Below are 17,031 nucleotides of genomic sequence, written 5' to 3'. Positions count from 1 at the left end.
CCGTTGGCAACAAACCCGGTACGGCTCACGTCGCACCGGGTATTTTTTCGCCTGCGGTTCAGCGAATCAGACGGCCATTTGCAGAATCAGCCACGCATTGGCTCCGCTGATCACCGCAAACAATCCCCACGCCAGAACCTTGGTAGGCAACCGGTTCACAAACGGCCCCATCAGCTGTTTGTCATTGGTCATGCGAATCAGCGGATACAGCGCAAACGGCAATTGCAGGCTTAACACCACCTGGCTCAGCACCAGCAACTTGCCCACCGCGCCGTCCCCCATCAGCCATACGCCGATGAACGCCGGAATCAGCGCCAGTCCGCGGGTGATCAGGCGTCGCTGCCAGCAGGGAATGCGCAGGTTCAGATAGCCTTCCATGATCACTTGTCCGGCGATGGTGCCGGTGAAGGTCGAACTCTGCCCCGAAGCCAGCAACGCCACACCGAACAGCACGCTGGCCAGCGCGCCGCCCACCAGCGGGTCGAGCAAGTGATAGGCGTCCTGAATATCGACTACATCGGTGTGCCCGGACTGATGGAAGGCTGCCGCCGCGAGAATCAGGATCGCCGCGTTGACCAGCAACGCCAGCGCCAGCGAACCGATGGTGTCGATGCGCGCCAGTTTTACCGCGTCCTGCTTGCTGGCAAGGTCCTTGCCGATCAGCCGCGTCTGCACGATCGAAGTGTGCAGGTACAGGTTGTGCGGCATGACGGTGGCGCCGAGGATGCCGATGGCCAGATACAACGGCGCCGCATCGCTGATCGCCGACAGTGACGGTTTGAAACCTCGGGCGACGTCTGGCCAGTACGGTTTGATCAGCAGCAATTCAACGAAGAAACACGCGCCGATGGTGCCCACGAGCACCAGCATGATCGCTTCCAGTCGGCGGAAGCCACGGTTTTGCAGGGCCAGCACCAGCAACGTATCGAACGCTGTCAGCGCGATACCGAATGTCAGCGAACAACCCAGCAGCAAGTGAAACGCCAGCGCGCAGCCGAGTACTTCTGCCAGGTCTGTCGCGATGATCGAGATTTCCGCCAGCACCCATTGCAGCCGCGCAGTCGGAGTGCTGTAACGCTCGCGGGACAGCTGCGCCAGGTCACGCCCTGTGGCAATACCCAGCCGCGAACACAGACATTGCACGACCATGCCCGACAGGCTCGCCAGCAACACCACGAACAACAGGCTGTAACCGAAACGCGAACCGGCCTCGATCGCGGTGGCCCAGTTGCCCGGGTCCATGTAGCCGATCGACACCAGCAGACCGGGGCCGGCAAAACGCAACACGCGCTTGAAGAACGAGGCATTGGGGTCGACCGGGACACTGCCGGCCACCTCCGGCGGGCAGAACGGCGCCGTGGCGATTTTGGGCAAGCTGAATTTCACGCACACATCCAGAAACAAGTCGAAAGACGCAGCTTAGACGTTTCAGTCGGCGTGCCCAAGAGCAGATGTGCTGCGCTCAGGGTTTCGCATTGCCAAGCAACTGCTGGCGCAACTGGGGACTGCGCGTGCGCGGGTCGAGCCAGATGTCGAAAAACGCCCGGGCAAACTGCGGATCATCGATTTCATGCTGCAACTGTTGACCGACAAAAAACCGCGCGCCCTGCCCCGGCAGATACACCCCGGTGATCCGCGTGCCGGCCTGGACGTCGACGAACGATTGCTGCATCTGGGCCTGCCAGAGCGCCAATTGCGCCGGGCTGATGGAAGAACCGGCCAGGCGTTTGATCTCATCGACACTGGCCTTGACCAGATCATCGCGGGACACGTTGCGCCGGTAGATCAATTCCAGGGCAAAGGGCTGACCGTCGGCCAGTGGACGCGCGGCACTCCACAGCCGAGCGTTATAAATGTCGAAACCGAACACACTGAAATCCCCGGTGCCGATGATCTGCGCACCCGGCACCGCATCCTGCCAACTGGCCCAGGTCGGCGTCAGCAACAGCGCCCACAAGCCGATTCCGCAACATCCACTCAACACCTTCGGTGTTCTGCTCATCGCGGTAATGACTCCGGTAAACCCTGATAGTCAGAGCATAGTCGGCGATTACGCCCGACACTTTGTATACATTTATTGCATGCATTTGCAGCAATCCACCAACGACAGTGCTAACGTGGCCCCCATTGACCCGATGGAGCGACCTGCGTGCTGATCCTCAAACTGCTGCTGATTCCCGGTTTCCTGCTGATGATTTCCCTCGCCGGCAAGCGTTGGGGCCCCAGTGTCGCCGGGTGGCTGTCGGGATTGCCGGTGGTGGTCGGGCCGATTCTGTTTTTCCTCGCCATCGAGCAAGGACCGGCGTTCGCCGCGCAATCGGCGATTGCGGCGCTGTCGGCCATGTTTGCGATGATCGCGTTTTGTGTCACTTACGCGCAGGTTGCTCAGCGCGCCAACTGGCCGTTGGCATTGGTTGTTTCTTTATCGGTCTGGGCCGTGTTGGCGCTGATCCTGTCGCTGATTCCGGCGTCGCTGCCCTTCTCCATCGCTGCCGCTGCGACCGCCCTTCTTGCTGCGCCTTACCTGTTTCCCAAGGTGCAACCGGTGGTCGGCGGTCCGGCGCCGAAGTCGGACAAACTGGTCTGGCGGATGATCGCCGGGGCGGCATTGACGCTGGTAGTGACGATGCTGGCCAGTACCGTCGGCGAGCGCTGGAGCGGTCTGCTCGCGGTGTTCCCGGTGTTGGGCAGCGTGATGGCGGTGTTTTCCCAGCAGACCCGGGGCCCGGCATTTACCGCCGCATTGTTGCGAGCGACGGCGACGGGGATGTATTCGTTTTCGGCGTTTTGTCTGGTGTTGGCGCTGACGGTTCCAAGCCTGGGTTTCGGCGGTTTCGTGGTGGCGGTGGCCGTTTCGGTGGCGATGCTGGGCGTCACCCGGCAACTGTTGGCCAGACCGGCGCCGGCACCGTCACCGAACTGACCCCGACCGGACAAACCGCGCTGGAGTGCCGGGCACGCTCCATGGGATGATCGCCGCCCAAGCGCGACCATCCCTCGGAGATTCGAATGTCATTGCTTAGCAAGAAAGCCGTCGTCCTGTTGCTGGCGGCGGTGGCCGGTTTCGGCGCCGTCAATGCTCAGGCAGCCAAGGCCAAAGAGAAGGCTGTCACCGAGAAAGTCTCGATGCTCGACGGCAAGTTCAGTTTTGTTCTGCCCAAAGGTTTCGTCGGCGACCCGCTGCCAGCCGGGCCGACCGGTGCCAAGGGCACCATGTACAGCAACGACGCCACCAAGACTGTGGTCATCGTCGCCGAAAACCAGATTCCCGAAGGCAAAAACGTCAAGGACAACGACAGCGCGTTCCTCGACGGCACGGTGTCCGATTTCATCGATGCCCAGCACAAGGCGATGCCCGACTTCAACAAACTCAGCGAAAAGAGCCTGACCCGCAAAGGCAATGGCCTGGGCTTGCGTCAGGTCGACAGCACCGCCACCCAGGGCGGCGGCCAGACTCTCAACACCACATTGCTGGCCGGCTCCGGCACGCGCATGGCGCTGGTCCAGGTAATTTCCCGGGTCAGCGACAAGAGCGGTCACGAGGCGCTGGTGAAAACCATCCTCAAGGAAAAGTGATGCTCAGGGATTGAGTTGCTGCAGCCAGTCGTTCAGATCCCGCAGTTCGGCCGCACTGATACTGTGGCCAACGCCGGGGTAGGCATGAAGTTGCGGTTTGTAATCCAGCGTCTCCAGCAGCTCTTTGGCCGCTGTGGCGCCACTGTAAGGCACGCGGTCATCCGCCGTGCCATGGCCAATGAAGATCGCCAGCGGCGGATGCTGTTGCTCTGACTTCAGCTCACCCTTGAGCACCGGCAACACTCGCCCGCTCAACGCGGCGATGCCGGCCACCACCGCCGGCTGCCGCAGCCCGACCTCGTAGGTCATCATCGCGCCCTGGCTGAAGCCGATCAGGTACACCTTGTCCGGTAGCGCGTGATATTTCTGCGCCGCAGCGGCGATAAAGGCCCGCAGTTTCTGGCTGCTGGCCTTCAGATCATCGGTCTCGCCGTTGTAGGCGCCTTCGCCTTTCTTGCGAAACCACTGGAAACGCCCTTCTCCCAATGCCATCGGTGCCTGCACCGACAGGTAGTTGAACTGCTTGGGCAACTGGAATTTCATGCCGATCAAGTCCGCTTCGTTGCTGCCATAGCCGTGCAGGAAAATCACCAGCGGACGCTGTTCGGCGTCCGGGTGCACCTGGGCCAGGTAGTTGAGCGGCAGATCGTTTTGCAGCGAGGTCTGAGCCTGAACAGCAGTGGACGCCAGCAGCGTCAACAGCGCAAACACCTTCAACATAAGCCTTCCTTCACACAGTGCAGGGTTCGGGGCAGAGCCTAACACTGTGATCCGGATGACGGGGTATCAGTCGTTGATCAGCTTGCCCGCCCGGATCGGCTCGCGCCCCGCCACTTTCGCCTGCCAGATACCCGGCTGGGTGTAGCGACCGCGATCGATGGCGAACAACACGCCGCTGGTGCCGGCGCGCACGGTGGTCACGCGGTCGTTCAACGGGTCGACCACTTCGAACAGCGCATCGCCGCGCTCGACCCATTCACCGGCATCGCGCAGGAAACTCACCACGCCGTGGTGCGGGGCGAACAGGTATTCGGTGCCTTCGAACGGCATGCCTTCGCAGCAGGCTTGCGGCGCCTTCGGCCATTCGCCGCTGATGAAGCCCTGCTCGGCCAAAAAGCCCAGGATCGCCTCGCAATTGGCCTGAGCCTGATCGACGCGGGTGTCGCCCATGCTGCCCAGTTCCAGGGTGGTGGCGAGGTTGGCCGGTGGAATCGCAGCGTTCGGGAAGGCCCGGGCCAGGCGCAACCACGGCGAGGAGCAGGACTCGTCGAACGAACTGCCGCCGGAATCTTCACACAACAGTGCCACGCCAGCCTTCAGGCGTGCGGCGAGGGATTGCCACTGCGGCCAGTGTTGCGGCAATGCGTAGATGTGAATAGCCGCGTCGAAATCGCAATGCAGATCGAGGGTGATGTCGGCCTCACAGGCGTGGCGCAGCAACAGACGGTGCAGCGCTTCCAGTTGCGAGGCTGGCGCTGGCAGTTCGTCGAGGATCTGGCCCATGGTCTGGCGGATCAACGCAATGTTGGCCTGGGCATCACCGCCCAACTGCTCGCCGATACGCTCGGCCACCGGCGCACTGAGTTCGACGAAGGAGCGGTTGAAGTTCTTGCCGCTGCCCAGCTCGAAGCGCCCCATGTGGCTTCCTTGCAGATGCTGATCGAGGCCGATCGGGTTGGCCACCGGCACCAGTTCGACCACGCCTTGCAACTGGCCGTTGCTTTCCAGTTCGGCCAGGCGCTTTTTCAGCTCCCATGCGGTGCGCATGCCCGGCAGTTCATCGGCGTGCAGGCTGGCCTGGATGTAGACCTTGCGCGGGCCGGCGCCGTAACGGAACACGCTCAGGGAACGTTCGCTGCCCAGGTGGCTCCAGGGCAGAAGATGGTCGATGCGTTGCATGGGGAACTCCGGAAATTCTGTGGTCGCTGCCAACGCAGTGATCACATTGAAAATGTGCTGACAGGATAAATCACGGGCGAAAAAAAAGTGGCCACCGCGTCAACGGGGCCACTTTTTCTACGGCGTATTAATGGCCGTACACGTCAAAGTCGAAGTACTTGTCCTGCACTTGCTTGTACTTGCCGTTGGCGCGGATTTCATTGATGGCCGTGTTGAATTTCTCTGCCAGCTCGGTATCGCCTTTACGCACTGCGATACCGGCGCCACCACCAAAGTACTTGGCGTCTTCGTAGGTCGGGCCGACGAATTCAAAGCCTTTGCCGGCATCGGTTTTCAGGAAGCCGTCGCTCAGGTTGACCGAGTCGGCCAGCATCGCGTCGATACGACCGGAGACCATGTCCAGGTTGGCTTCCTGCTGCGAGCCATAACGCACCAGCTCGATGCCGGCCGGCACCAGCACTTCGGTGGCGTAACGGTCGTGGGTACTGGCGCGCAGCACGCCGACTTTCTTGCCTTTGAGTTCGACCAGCGGGTCTTTCACGCCAGAGCCTTCCTTCATCACGAAGCGCGCCGGGGTGTGGTAGTACTTGATGGTGAAATCGACGTTTTTCTTGCGGTCGTCAGTGATGGTCATCGAGGACAGGATCGCGTCGATCTTCTTCACTTTCAGCGCCGGGATCAGGCCGTCGAACTCTTGCTCGACCCAGGTGCATTTGACTTTCATCTGCTCACACAGCGCATCGCCGATGTCCACGTCGAAACCGGCCAGTTTGCCGTCAGGGGTTTTCATCGAGAATGGCGGGTAACCGGCTTCGATACCGATACGGATCGGTTTGGCGTCTTCGGCCACGGCGGTCAGGGACAACATCGACAGTGCCAGGGCACCGAACATAACCAGCTTTTTCATTTATTACTCCCGTGTGCGGAGGCTTTTATTGGCAGCTTTCGATTGTCAGGTTCGGCCTTGGGCTGTGTCGCGCAAAGAAACCGAAGTGGCCGGCAGTCTATGGCGGCGCGCACGGGGCAAATTGTTTTTAAGCGACAAATACTTACAGAAAATCGGCGACTGCCGTCACATGGGAAAAGCGTGCGCCAGAGCGGTGCAAGCCTTGTAGGACAAAGCCGACAAAAGCTGCCGCCAAAGCGGCAACTTTCCGATTATCAGCAATCGCAAGCGATCGGGGCGGTGGCGGCGCGTGGTGTCGCAACACTCAACTGGAAGCCTTCATCCAGCCATCCGGTCACCCCGCCGATCATCTCCTTGACCGGATAACCCAACGCCGCCAACTTCACCGCGGCCTTATTGGCGCCATTGCAATGGGGACCGGCGCAATAGACCACGAAAAGCGTGTTTTTCGAGTAGGCCACCAGCCCCTCCGCCGTCAGCAAACGCCCGGGAATATTGATTGCCCCCGGCACATGCCCACGCTCGAAGGCCAGCGGCCCGCGCACGTCTACCAGGACAAAATCGACCTCGCCAGCCTGCTGGCTGCTGAAGACGTCGGAACAGTCGGTTTCGAAAGTCAGACGGTTGCTGAAATGCATCAGGGCAACGGCCGAAGGCGCTGCAGGAATTTCGCGAACCAGGCTGGGCATGTTGAATCACTCCTTCGTCTGTGGGGATGAACAGACTTTATCGAGCCGTCGCTTGCCGCTACAGTGGCGCACAAGACACTCACCGGGAATTTTCCGCCAAATGCCTGATTCACCTGGATTGGTCGCAATTCTGGCCTACGACGGCCTCTGCACATTCGAGTTCGGTATCGCCGTGGAGATCTTCGGCCTGGCCAGGCCGGAGTTCGATTTCCCGTGGTACGAGCACTGCATTGCGGCGGTCGATCAAGGCCCGATGCGCGCCATGGGCGGTATTCAGGTGCTGGCCGATGGCGGTTTTGAGCTGTTGGCAGAGGCGCGCACCATCATCATTCCCGGCTGGCGCGACCGCAGTGCGCCAGTGCCGGAGGCCTTGCTCGAAGCCTTGCGTGATGCGCATTCACGCGGCGCCCGGTTGCTGTCGATCTGCTCGGGCGTCTTTGTGCTGGCAGCCAGCGGCCTGCTCGACGGTCATGGCGCCACCACTCACTGGCGCTACACCACAGAACTGGCCGAGCGCTTTCCGGCCATTGATGTCGACCCGGATGTGCTTTACGTCGATTCCGGCCAGTTGATTACTTCGGCCGGCAGTGCAGCCGGGATCGACGCCTGCCTGCATCTGGTGGCGCGGGACTTCGGCACCCAGATCGCAAACGCGGTGGCACGACGGCTGGTGATGTCGCCGCAGCGCACCGGCGGCCAGGCGCAATTCATTCCCACCCCAGTCAGCCCGACGCCGCGCAGCGACCTGTCGCGCGTGATGCAGTGGGCCCGCGAGCGCCTGCATGAACCGCTGGAGGTGCGCGATCTGGCCAGCGAAGCGGCGATGAGCGAACGCACCTTCCTGCGCAAATTCACGGAGGCCAGCGGCCAGTCACCCAAGGCCTGGTTGCAACACGAGCGTCTGGCCCGGGCCCGTGAGTTGCTGGAAGGCACGCCGCAGAACACCGAGCAGATCGCCCTGCGCTGTGGTTATCGCTCGGTGGAAAGCTTTCGTGTGGCGTTTCGCAGCGTGGTCGGGGTGCCACCGTCGGTGTATCGCGAGCGCTTCGGTCGGGAGGTCAAGGCTTGCGCAACAGATAGGTGTCCATGATCCAGCCATGCTCGGCCCGGGCAGCCTTGCGCACCCGTTCGATTTCATCGGCAACAGCGCCGAGCTTGCCTTTGATAAGGATTTCATCCGGCGTGCCGAGGTAGGCGCCCCAGTAAATCTCTGTCTCCCGATCCGCCACGTGGTGGTAGGAATCTTCGGCATCGAGCATCACCACCAGACTGTCCGTGTCACTCACCTGCCCCGCTGCCAGGCGCCGGCCGGTAGTGATTTCAATCGAACGACCGATGGTGTTCAACGGCACCTTGTGCTGTGCCGCCAAGGCCTGAACGCTGGTAATGCCGGGAATGACTTCGAATTCAAACGCACATCGCCCCGAGGCCAGAATCGCCTGCAGGATGCGAATCGTGCTGTCGTACAGCGCCGGATCGCCCCACACCAGAAAACCGCCGCACTGCCCGTCAGGCAATTCGTCATTGATCAGGTGTTCGAAGGTTTGCTGCTTGGCACGGTTCAGCTCATCGACACTGGCGTTGTAGTCCACATCGCCGCGCTCGCGCTCAGGGCTGTGGGCTTCGGCGAAACGGTACGTACGATCGGTGATATAGCGCTCGCAGATTTCTCGCCGCAGGTCGATCAACTTGTCCTTGCTCTGGCCCTTGTCCATCAGGAAAAACACGTCCACCCGGTTCAGCGCCTTCACCGCCTGCATCGTGATGTAGTCCGGGTTGCCGGCACCGATGCCGATCACCAGCAATCGCTTCATTGCTCTGCTCCTTCCAGGTTCATGCCGGACAAGCGTAGTCGCCAGCGCCCGGCAAACCGTAGCTCGACCGCCGCCAGCGGTTCGACATCGAGGCTGTGAAACGCCTCGCCCTGCACGACCTGAATCAATGCAGCGCGAATCACGAACGGATGAGTGACCGCCACCACGTGCCCCGGCGTGGCTTGCAGTGCAACCAGCCACGCGGCCACCCTTTCACGCAGCTGTGCCACCGACTCACCGCCATGGGGTGCGGCGTGCGGATCGTCGAGCCACGCTTGCAATGCCTCGGGTTCGTTTCGTTGCAAGTCCTTGAGCGATTGACCTTGCCACCGGCCCCAGTCGCAATCACGCAGGGCCTCATCGACGTGCGCTTCATGGCCAAACCACGCTGCCGTCTGACGGCTGCGCAGCTCCGGGCCACAAATCAGACGAGATGCCATGGCGAAACGCGAAGCCAGCGAACAGGACGCCAACTCCGTTTCTTCAACAGGTTCGTTCGTAGGAAAACACGCCAATTTTTGTGCGACGGTTCTGGCATGGCAGATCAATGTCAAACGGGTGGTCTGCACGGGGAGTCACTCGGCTGGAAGACAGGACAACCATCAACGCAATCGCGGATGGAGCGGCAATTGTGCCGTAAAACAGGAGGCTCCAAGCAAGTCGACCGGATGGCCTGAAGTGTGAAAGTGCAATTGTCTGACACCACTATGGGCAATGGACTACAAGACTGATCGACAGCGGTGTAACCCTTGCGTTACGGGCATCCCGCCCCATTTTGGGGCTCGGTCTAAACACCAAAAAATTCGCTAGACATGTAGCGCCAGTTACATAAATACTGTTTTAAAGGATTATGAAGCGAATTCAACACCCCCCCATCCAGCAGGAGCCCGGATGCCCCCTCTAAGAGACCTGATCACCGACCCCGGCCTTGATCTGACGCCGTCGGAGCGCAAAGTCGTTCGCGCCTTGCTCGATCAGTATCCACGCAACGGGCTTGGCCCGATGGCGCGCCTGGCCGAACATGCCGGCGTCAGCGATCCGACCATCGTGCGGCTGGTTAAAAAGCTCGGCTTCGGCGGATACGCCGAATTCCAGGACGCCCTGCTCAGCGATATGGACCATCGACTGCGCTCACCGCGCACGCTGTTGCAGCCGCGTTCGCATCAGAACAAGGACGATGCCTGGAGCCATTATCTGGCTCACAGCCATAACCTGCTGGCTGAAACCCAGGCCCTGACCCAACCGGAAGACGTGCGGATCCTCGCCGACTGGCTGCTCGACACCCGCCATCAGGTCTACTGCTTCGGCGGGCGCTTCAGCAGTCTGATGGCGACCTACCTGCTCAACCATTTGCGACTGCTGCGCCCCGGCTGTTTTGCGCTGGAGGACAACGCGCAGCTGCCGGATCGCCTGTTCGACCTGCAACGCCAGGACGTGGTGCTGGTGTTCGACTATCGCCGCTACCAGACCCAGGCCTTGCGCGTGGCCAGCGCCGCGAAAAACGGCAACGCCCGCGTCGTGCTGTTCACCGACATCTATGCCTCGCCGCTGCGCGAACTGGCCGACATGATCATCAGCGCTCCGGTGGAGTCGGCTTCGCCGTTCGACACCATGGTTCCGGCGCTCGCTCAGGTTGAAGCGCTGATCGCTTGCCTGACCCTGCGCTGCCCGGACCTGGCCGATCGCCTGGAAGGTATCGATGCCCTGCGCAACGACTTCGACACCCACTTGCTGGAGGATAAATAAGGATGTTCAGTCTTCCCCATCGCTCGCCACGGGACCTGCCGTTTGTCACCGACCACACCGCGCTGTTGCTGGTGGACATGCAGCGAGCCTGGCTGGAGCCCCAGTTCGACCCGCACCTCGAAGGCCCGGACGCCGCGTACTTCCTCAACCGCACGCGCTCGCAAGTGGTGCCCAATCAGGTTCGGCTGCTCAACGCCTTCCGCGACACCCGGCAGAACGTACTGCATACCCTGATCGAAAGCCTGACCGCCGATGGCCGCGACCGCTCGCTGGATCACAAACTGTCGGACATGCATCTGCCCAAGGGCAGCCCGCAGGCACAGGTCATCGCTGAACTGACCCCGACGGAAAACGAAATCGTGCTGCCGAAAACCTCGTCCGGGGTCTTCAACTCGACCAACATCGACTACGTGCTGCGCAACCTCGAAACCCGCCACTTGATCATCGCCGGCATCGTCACCGACCAGTGCGTGGACATGGCCGTGCGCGACGCCGCCGACCGTGGCTACCTCGTCACCCTGGTGGCCGACGCCTGCGCGACCTACACCGAAGCGCGCCACGACGCTTGCCTGAATGCGATCAAGGGCTACTGCTGGATCACCGACACCGACACCGTGCTTGGCCGGTTGCAGGAGATGCAGCCATGAGCGAACGCCTGTCGCCGTTGCCGATGACCACCATCGTCACCACCGATCTGATCGGCGTCACTCGAGGCCGTTCGTTTCCCACCGATGAGCTGGAGCACTATCAGGCGGCCGGTTGTGGCTGGGTGCCTGCCAACAGCGCGCTGACGCCGCAGGACATCATCGCTTCGACCAGTCCGTGGGGCGCTTATGGCGATTTGCGGCTGATTCCCGATCTGGCCAGCCGCGTCACCGTCGGCAACGGCCCGGACGCCGCCGCCCCGGCGCTGGACTTCATTCACGGTGACATCCGCGAGACCGACGGCCGACCATGGGCAGCCTGCCCGCGCACTCTGTTGCGCAACGAGGTCGAGCGCTATCGCGATGAACTCGGCTTGCAGGTCAACGCCGCGTTCGAACACGAATTCAATCTGCACGCCGGGTTTGCCGAACATCTGGCGTTCTCGCTCGAAGCCCAGCGCCAGGGCGCCGAATTCGGTGGATGGTTGCTCAGCGCGCTGCGCGCCGGAGGTGTCGAGCCGGAGATGTTCCTGCCCGAATACGGCAAGCACCAATACGAAATCACCTGCCGCCCGACCCTTGGTGTGGCGGCGGCGGATCGCGCGGTGAACGTGCGCGAGATCACCCGCGAAATTGCCCGGCAAATGGGCCTGGATCTGAGCTTTGCGCCGAAGACCGCCGCCGACGCGGTGTGTAACGGCGTTCACTTGCACGTCAGCCTGCTCGATCCGGCCGGTCAGCCGATGCTCTACGACGCCGGCACCAGCAATGGTCTGTCGACCCTCGGCCAGCACTGGGCGGCGGGCGTGCTGCATTATTTGCCGGCGCTGTGTGCGTTCACGGCACCGACGCCGGTGTCGTACGAGCGTTTGCAGCCGCACCACTGGAGCGCGTCGTACGCCTGCCTCGGCCAGCAAAATCGCGAAGCCGCGCTGCGTATTTGCCCGACCGTGAGCCTGGGCAACAAACCCGTGGCAAAGCAATACAACCTGGAATTCCGCGCCATGGACGCCACCGCCTCGCCGCATCTGGCAACGGCCGCGCTGCTGATCGCCGGACGCCTGGGCATCGAACAGCGTCTGGCACTGAACGCGATCACCGATGAAATCCCCGATTCACTCAACCATGAACAACGCAAGGCCCGGGGCATCGTTGCCCTGCCCGCCTCCCTGGCCCAGGCACTGGATTGCCTGCGTCGCAGTGAAGCGCTGATCGAAGCGCTGCCAAGCGCGTTGCTCGAGACTTTTTTCGCCCTTAAAACCGAGGAACTGGCGCTGACGGAACAGCTCTCGCCCGCTGACCTGTGTGAGCACTATGCACGCCTGTACTGAATCCGCCGAGTTGGGGTTGTACACCCGACCGGTCTACAACCTGAGCCGTGAAGATTCGACGCACCCGCTGATTCTGGTGTGCGAACACGCCAGCCGCTACATCCCGGAGGCCCTGAACAATCTGGGCCTGGATGACACCGCGGCGCGCGAACACATTGCCTGGGACATCGGTGCGCTGGAACTGGCCGAGCAACTGTCGGAAAAAATTGGCGCCACACTGCTGAGCGCCAACTATTCGCGTCTGCTGATCGACCTCAACCGCCCCCGGCATGCACCCGACAGCATCCCGGCGCAGAGCGAGATCTATCAGGTGCCGGGTAACCGCGAGCTTGACGAGGCCACCCGCGAATACCGTCGCCAGTGCCTGTTCAAGCCGTTTCACACGCGGCTGCAGCAACTGATCGATGCACGTCTGGCCGAAGGTCGGCCGGTACGCGTGGTAGGCATTCACAGTTTCACCCCGGTGTACTACGGCCAGCCGCGCGAGCTGGAAGTCGGCGTGCTGTTCGGCCAGGCCAAGGCCTATGCCCGACAGATGCTCGACGGTCTCGGCAAGCACCCGCTGAAAGTCGCCGGTAACCAGCCGTACAAGATCGACCCGCTGGGCGACATGACCGTGCCGGTGCACGGCGATGCGCGGGGCCTGGAATCGGTGTTGATCGAAGTGCGCAACGACCTGCTGCGCAGCCCGGAAGCGGTGACCCGCTGGGCGAATTATCTGGCGCCATTGCTGTAAGAATTGTTGTAACCACTGCTGACGCTGTAAACGACGGACCGACATAACAACTAAAACGAACGATTGGCTGACAAGGAGTTGCACTTCATGGAAATAGAAGAGTTTGGCTACAAACAGGAGTTGAAACGTAGCCTGACACTCACCGACCTGGTGGTGTACGGGATGATCTTCATGATCCCCATTGCCCCGTTCGGGGTGTATGGCTACGTCAACGCCGAGGCACCGGGGATGGTGCCCCTGGCGTACATCATCGGCATGGTGGCAATGGTTTTCACCGCGCTGAGCTACGGCAGCATGGCGCGGGCCTTTCCGATTGCCGGATCGGTGTACTCCTACGCGCAACGGGGCCTGAATCAACACGTCGGCTTCATCGCCGGCTGGCTGATGCTGCTCGATTACCTCCTGATTCCGCCGCTGCTTTACGTCTACGCGGCAATGGCGCTCAACCACCTGTACCCGGACATCCCTAAAGTCGGTTTCATTCTGGCGTTCCTGGTCAGCGCAACCTTCGTCAACCTGCGCGGCATTACCTTCACCGCCCGCATGAACATCCTGTTCCTGCTGGCGCAGCTCGTGGTGCTGGGGATTTTCCTGTTCTACGCCTGGAACGCCCTGCACAACGGTGGCGGCAACGGTCAGTTGACCCTCGCGCCGCTGTATCACCCGGAAACCTTCAACTTCGCCTTGCTGATGAAAGCGGTGTCGATTGCGGTGCTGTCGTTCCTCGGCTTCGATGCAATCTCCACCCTCGCCGAAGAGATCAAGGGCGATCCGGGCCGCAGCGTCGGCAAAGCAGCGTTGATTACTCTGGTAGTGATGGGCGCAATTTTCGTCGTACAGACCTGGATCGCCACCGATCTGGCCGCCGGCATGGGCTTCAAGTCCGCCGACACCGCGTTCTATGAAATCGCCGAAATCGCCGCAGGCAGCTGGCTGGCGACTTTGACCGGCGTGGCCACGGCCCTGGCCTGGGGCGTGGCGGTAGCGATCACTTCGCAAGCGGCGGTCTCGCGCCTGCTGTTCGGCATGGCCCGCGACGGCAAGTTGCCGAAGGTGCTGGCCAAGGTCCACCCGAAACACAACACGCCTTACCTGAGCATTTATCTGGTGGCGGTGCTGTCGCTGGTGATCTGCCACCTGTTCATCAATTCGGTGGACACCCTGACTTCGCTGGTCAACTTCGGCGCCCTGAGCGGCTTCATGCTGCTGCACCTGACCGTGATCAATTACTACTGGCGCCGGCAGAAGTCCGGCCAGGTGATTCGTCACCTGATCTGCCCGGTGATCGGCTTCATCATCGTCGCGGCCATCATGTACAACATGGGCGTCGATGCACAAAAACTCGGCCTGATCTGGATCGCCCTGGGTCTGGTGTACCTGTTCTTCCTGAACAAACTCGGCGCCAGTACCGCGCTGCCTGACCCGAGCAATGGCTGACAAGAAAAAGGGCGGCGTCTGACAACAAATCAGGCGACCGCCGCTTTAACGCGTGGAAACCGACAGTGATAGTCAGGTTCGGCGAATGGGCCGAACCTTTTTGATACAGGAGTGCATCCATGCTGGTCTTACGTCCAGTCGAGCCAAACGACCTGCCTCAATTGCAACAATTGGCGCGCGACAGCCTGGTGGGCGTCACCTCCCTGCCGGACGACAGCGAGCGTCTGGGCGAAAAAATCGCAGCGTCCTGCGCCTCGTTTGACAGCGATGCGGCGGTCCAGGGCCCGGAGAATTACTTCTTCGTGCTGGAAGACCTGGACAGCCGCCGCCTGGTCGGCTGCTCCGAAATTCTCGCCACCGCCGGCCACGACGAACCGTTCTACAGCCTGCGCAACCGCCACTTCACCAGTGCTTCGCGAGAGCTGAACATCGAGCACGGCGTGCCGGCACTGTCACTGTGCCACGACCTGAGCGGACATACGCTGCTGCGCGGTTTTCACATCGATGAAGCGCTGGTCCGCACGCCGTTTTCCGAATTGCTGTCGCGGGCACGCCTGCTGTTCATCGCCGCCCACGCGCCGCGATTTGCCGAAGCGGTGATTACCGAAATCGTCGGCTACAGCGACGAGCAAGGGCATTCACCGTTCTGGGATGCGCTGGGCAAACATTTCTTCGACCTGCCCTACGTCGAGGCCGAACGCCTGTGCGGCTTGCAGAGCCGTACGTTTCTCGCCGAACTGATGCCGCAATACCCGATCTACGTGCCGATGCTGCCGCAGGCGGCGCAGGACTGCATCGGCCGCGTCCACCCGGACGGCCAGGAAGCCTTCGACATTCTTGAGCGCGAGGGTTTTGAAACCAACAGCTACATCGATCTGTTCGATGCGGGCCCGACCTTGTATGCACGCACCGCCAACATCCGTTCGATCGCGCAAAGCCAGACCGCTACGGTTCAGGAAGCTCCCCTGATCGATGCACGCGGCCACTATCTGGTGAGCAACGATGCTCTGCATGGCTTTCGGGCGGTGGTCGCCGAGCTGGATTACCAGCCCGATCAGCCCCTGGCACTGGACCCAGCCCTGTGCGCGGCACTCAACGTCCGCGCTGGCGGCACGATCCGGGTGATCGCCCTGTGAACCGCGCCTCTACCCAACGACAGTGCCCGAGCAGGCGCGCAAAAGGAGTTGCAGCATGATTGTCCGTCCGGTTCAAGTCAGCGACCTGCCTGCATTGATGACACTGGTGCTACAGGCCGGGCCGGGGTTCACCACCCTGCCCGCCAATGAAGATCGCCTGGCCCACCGGGTACGCTGGGCACAGCGCACCTTCGCCGAGCAGGTCGAGCGGGCCGATGCCGATTACCTGTTCGTGCTTGAAGACGACGAACAGCGAGTGGTCGGTGTCAGTGCCCTGGCCGGGGCTGTCGGCCTGCGCGAGCCCTGGTACAACTATCGGGTCGGGCTGACGGTCAGCTCGGCGCCGGACCTGGGCATTCAGCGGCAGATCCCGACGCTGTTCCTCAACAATGAACTGACCGGCCAATCGGAGCTGTGCTCGCTGTTTCTGCGCCACGACCAGCGCCACGGCAGCAATGGACGTCTGCTGTCGCTGGGGCGCTTGCTGTTTGTCGCCGAATTCCCGCACCTGTTCGGCGAGAAAATGATCGCCGAACTGCGCGGCACTGCCGACGAACGAGGCTGTTCGCCGTTCTGGGACAGCCTTGGGCGGCACTTCTTCCAGATGGACTTCAGCCATGCCGACCACCTGTCCGGGCTGGGCAACAAGGCCTTCATCGCCGAACTGATGCCGCGTCAGCCGCTGTACACCTGCCTGCTCACCGAACAGGCCCAGGCCGTGATCGGACAGGCCCACCCCAACACCGAACCGGCACTGAAAATCCTCCAGTCCGAGGGCTTCGCCCACAAAGGCTACATCGACATCTTCGACGGCGGCCCGGTGATCGAAGCACCGATCGGCAGCATCCGCACCGTGCGTGACAGCCTGGAACTGACCCTGAGCATCGGCACGCCGGACGAACAGGCACCGCTGTGGCTGATCCACAACCGGCGTCTGGAAAACTGCCGCATTACCGTCGCTCCGGGACGCCGGGTCGGCAGCAATCTGGTGGTTGACCGCCTCACCGCCAAACGCCTGCAATTGCAGCCGGGCAACTCCGTACGGGCGGTGCCGCTGCCCAATCAACAGCAGCAGGCAGTGGCGGCCTGAGCGCCTCTGCCTGCAGCAAGAAAGCC

The 17,031-nt window shown here is 61.8% G+C and carries 19 protein-coding genes; 11 read left to right on the top strand and 8 right to left on the bottom strand.

Annotated features, from left to right (window positions below; translation table 11 throughout):
* Positions 1-66: 66 nt before the first annotated feature.
* Entirely contained in the window at positions 67-1,335 is a 1,269-nt protein-coding gene (locus tag I5961_RS10760) for an Nramp family divalent metal transporter (protein WP_413541597.1), read from the bottom strand.
* Between the two features lie 127 nt (positions 1,336-1,462).
* Entirely contained in the window at positions 1,463-2,002 is a 540-nt protein-coding gene (locus I5961_RS10755) for a chalcone isomerase family protein (RefSeq protein WP_227235186.1), read from the bottom strand.
* 147 nt (positions 2,003-2,149) lie between these two features.
* Between I5961_RS10755 and I5961_RS10750 the strand changes: the two genes are divergently transcribed.
* Together I5961_RS10750 and I5961_RS10745 are read left to right on the top strand one after the other, a co-directional pair.
* The gene (locus tag I5961_RS10750; protein ID WP_227235185.1) at positions 2,150-2,923 is read left to right on the top strand and encodes a hypothetical protein; all 774 of its coding nucleotides are present in this window, start codon (positions 2,150-2,152) and stop codon (positions 2,921-2,923) included.
* A gap of 86 nt (positions 2,924-3,009) precedes the next feature.
* On the top strand, positions 3,010-3,576 hold the full coding sequence (locus I5961_RS10745; protein ID WP_227235183.1) for a hypothetical protein: 567 nt from the start codon (positions 3,010-3,012) through the stop codon (positions 3,574-3,576).
* Between the two features lie 3 nt (positions 3,577-3,579).
* Here I5961_RS10745 and I5961_RS10740 read toward each other — a convergent pair whose 3' ends face one another.
* From I5961_RS10740 to I5961_RS10725, 4 genes are all read right to left on the bottom strand, one after another.
* Positions 3,580-4,296, bottom strand: a complete 717-nt coding sequence (locus tag I5961_RS10740) for an alpha/beta hydrolase (RefSeq protein WP_227235181.1) — start codon at positions 4,294-4,296, stop codon at positions 3,580-3,582.
* Between the two features lie 66 nt (positions 4,297-4,362).
* Positions 4,363-5,475, bottom strand: a complete 1,113-nt coding sequence (locus I5961_RS10735) for a succinylglutamate desuccinylase/aspartoacylase family protein (RefSeq protein WP_227235180.1) — start codon at positions 5,473-5,475, stop codon at positions 4,363-4,365.
* A 127-nt stretch (positions 5,476-5,602) separates the two neighbouring features.
* The gene (locus tag I5961_RS10730) at positions 5,603-6,382 is read right to left on the bottom strand and encodes an ABC transporter substrate-binding protein (protein WP_085686295.1); all 780 of its coding nucleotides are present in this window, start codon (positions 6,380-6,382) and stop codon (positions 5,603-5,605) included.
* A 254-nt stretch (positions 6,383-6,636) separates the two neighbouring features.
* Positions 6,637-7,071 (bottom strand): rhodanese-like domain-containing protein, encoded by a 435-nt coding sequence (locus tag I5961_RS10725; RefSeq protein WP_085698654.1) that lies wholly within the window; start codon positions 7,069-7,071, stop codon positions 6,637-6,639.
* Between the two features lie 100 nt (positions 7,072-7,171).
* Here I5961_RS10725 and ftrA point away from each other — a divergent pair, with 100 nt between their 5' ends.
* The gene (gene ftrA / locus I5961_RS10720; protein ID WP_227235178.1) at positions 7,172-8,161 is read left to right on the top strand and encodes a transcriptional regulator FtrA; all 990 of its coding nucleotides are present in this window, start codon (positions 7,172-7,174) and stop codon (positions 8,159-8,161) included.
* Here ftrA and cobF read toward each other — a convergent pair.
* A complete protein-coding gene (gene cobF, locus I5961_RS10715; protein WP_227235176.1) occupies positions 8,130-8,885 on the bottom strand; it encodes a precorrin-6A synthase (deacetylating) in 756 nt (251 codons plus the stop codon). The two genes, ftrA and cobF, sit on opposite strands and share 32 nt — an antisense overlap.
* Positions 8,882-9,439: a histidine phosphatase family protein gene (locus I5961_RS10710; RefSeq protein WP_227235578.1), complete on the bottom strand. Its 558-nt coding sequence runs from the start codon at positions 9,437-9,439 to the stop codon at positions 8,882-8,884. The genes cobF and I5961_RS10710 overlap by 4 nt, the downstream gene beginning before the upstream one ends.
* Between I5961_RS10710 and I5961_RS10705 the strand changes: the two genes are divergently transcribed.
* The 8 genes from I5961_RS10705 (at position 9,324) to astA (ending at position 17,005) form a co-directional block, all read left to right on the top strand.
* Positions 9,324-9,569: a hypothetical protein gene (locus I5961_RS10705; protein ID WP_227235644.1), complete on the top strand. Its 246-nt coding sequence runs from the start codon at positions 9,324-9,326 to the stop codon at positions 9,567-9,569. The two genes, I5961_RS10710 and I5961_RS10705, sit on opposite strands and share 116 nt — an antisense overlap.
* A gap of 207 nt (positions 9,570-9,776) precedes the next feature.
* Complete coding sequence (locus tag I5961_RS10700) at positions 9,777-10,631, top strand: MurR/RpiR family transcriptional regulator (protein ID WP_085698650.1); 855 nt, start codon at positions 9,777-9,779, stop codon at positions 10,629-10,631.
* A gap of 2 nt (positions 10,632-10,633) precedes the next feature.
* Positions 10,634-11,278 carry an isochorismatase family cysteine hydrolase gene (locus I5961_RS10695; protein ID WP_085704080.1) on the top strand — a complete coding sequence of 215 codons (645 nt, stop codon included), beginning with the start codon at positions 10,634-10,636 and terminating at the stop codon, positions 11,276-11,278.
* Entirely contained in the window at positions 11,275-12,606 is a 1,332-nt protein-coding gene (locus tag I5961_RS10690; RefSeq protein ID WP_227235175.1) for a glutamine synthetase, read from the top strand. Before I5961_RS10695 ends, I5961_RS10690 begins: the two co-directional genes overlap by 4 nt.
* Positions 12,590-13,342: an N-formylglutamate amidohydrolase gene (locus I5961_RS10685; RefSeq protein WP_085698647.1), complete on the top strand. Its 753-nt coding sequence runs from the start codon at positions 12,590-12,592 to the stop codon at positions 13,340-13,342. The genes I5961_RS10690 and I5961_RS10685 overlap by 17 nt, the downstream gene beginning before the upstream one ends.
* An 87-nt stretch (positions 13,343-13,429) precedes the next feature.
* On the top strand, positions 13,430-14,779 hold the full coding sequence (locus I5961_RS10680; protein ID WP_227235173.1) for an APC family permease: 1,350 nt from the start codon (positions 13,430-13,432) through the stop codon (positions 14,777-14,779).
* A gap of 119 nt (positions 14,780-14,898) precedes the next feature.
* Positions 14,899-15,915 carry an arginine N-succinyltransferase gene (locus I5961_RS10675; protein WP_085698645.1) on the top strand — a complete coding sequence of 339 codons (1,017 nt, stop codon included), beginning with the start codon at positions 14,899-14,901 and terminating at the stop codon, positions 15,913-15,915.
* A 55-nt stretch (positions 15,916-15,970) separates the two neighbouring features.
* The gene (gene astA, locus I5961_RS10670; RefSeq protein ID WP_085704066.1) at positions 15,971-17,005 is read left to right on the top strand and encodes an arginine N-succinyltransferase; all 1,035 of its coding nucleotides are present in this window, start codon (positions 15,971-15,973) and stop codon (positions 17,003-17,005) included.
* The last annotated feature ends 26 nt before the right edge of the window (positions 17,006-17,031 follow it).

The organism is Pseudomonas sp. IAC-BECa141, assembly GCF_020544405.1.
Taxonomy (GTDB): domain Bacteria; phylum Pseudomonadota; class Gammaproteobacteria; order Pseudomonadales; family Pseudomonadaceae; genus Aquipseudomonas.
Note: the sequence above shows the minus strand (reverse complement) of the source record. Positions and strands in the feature narration are given on the sequence as shown.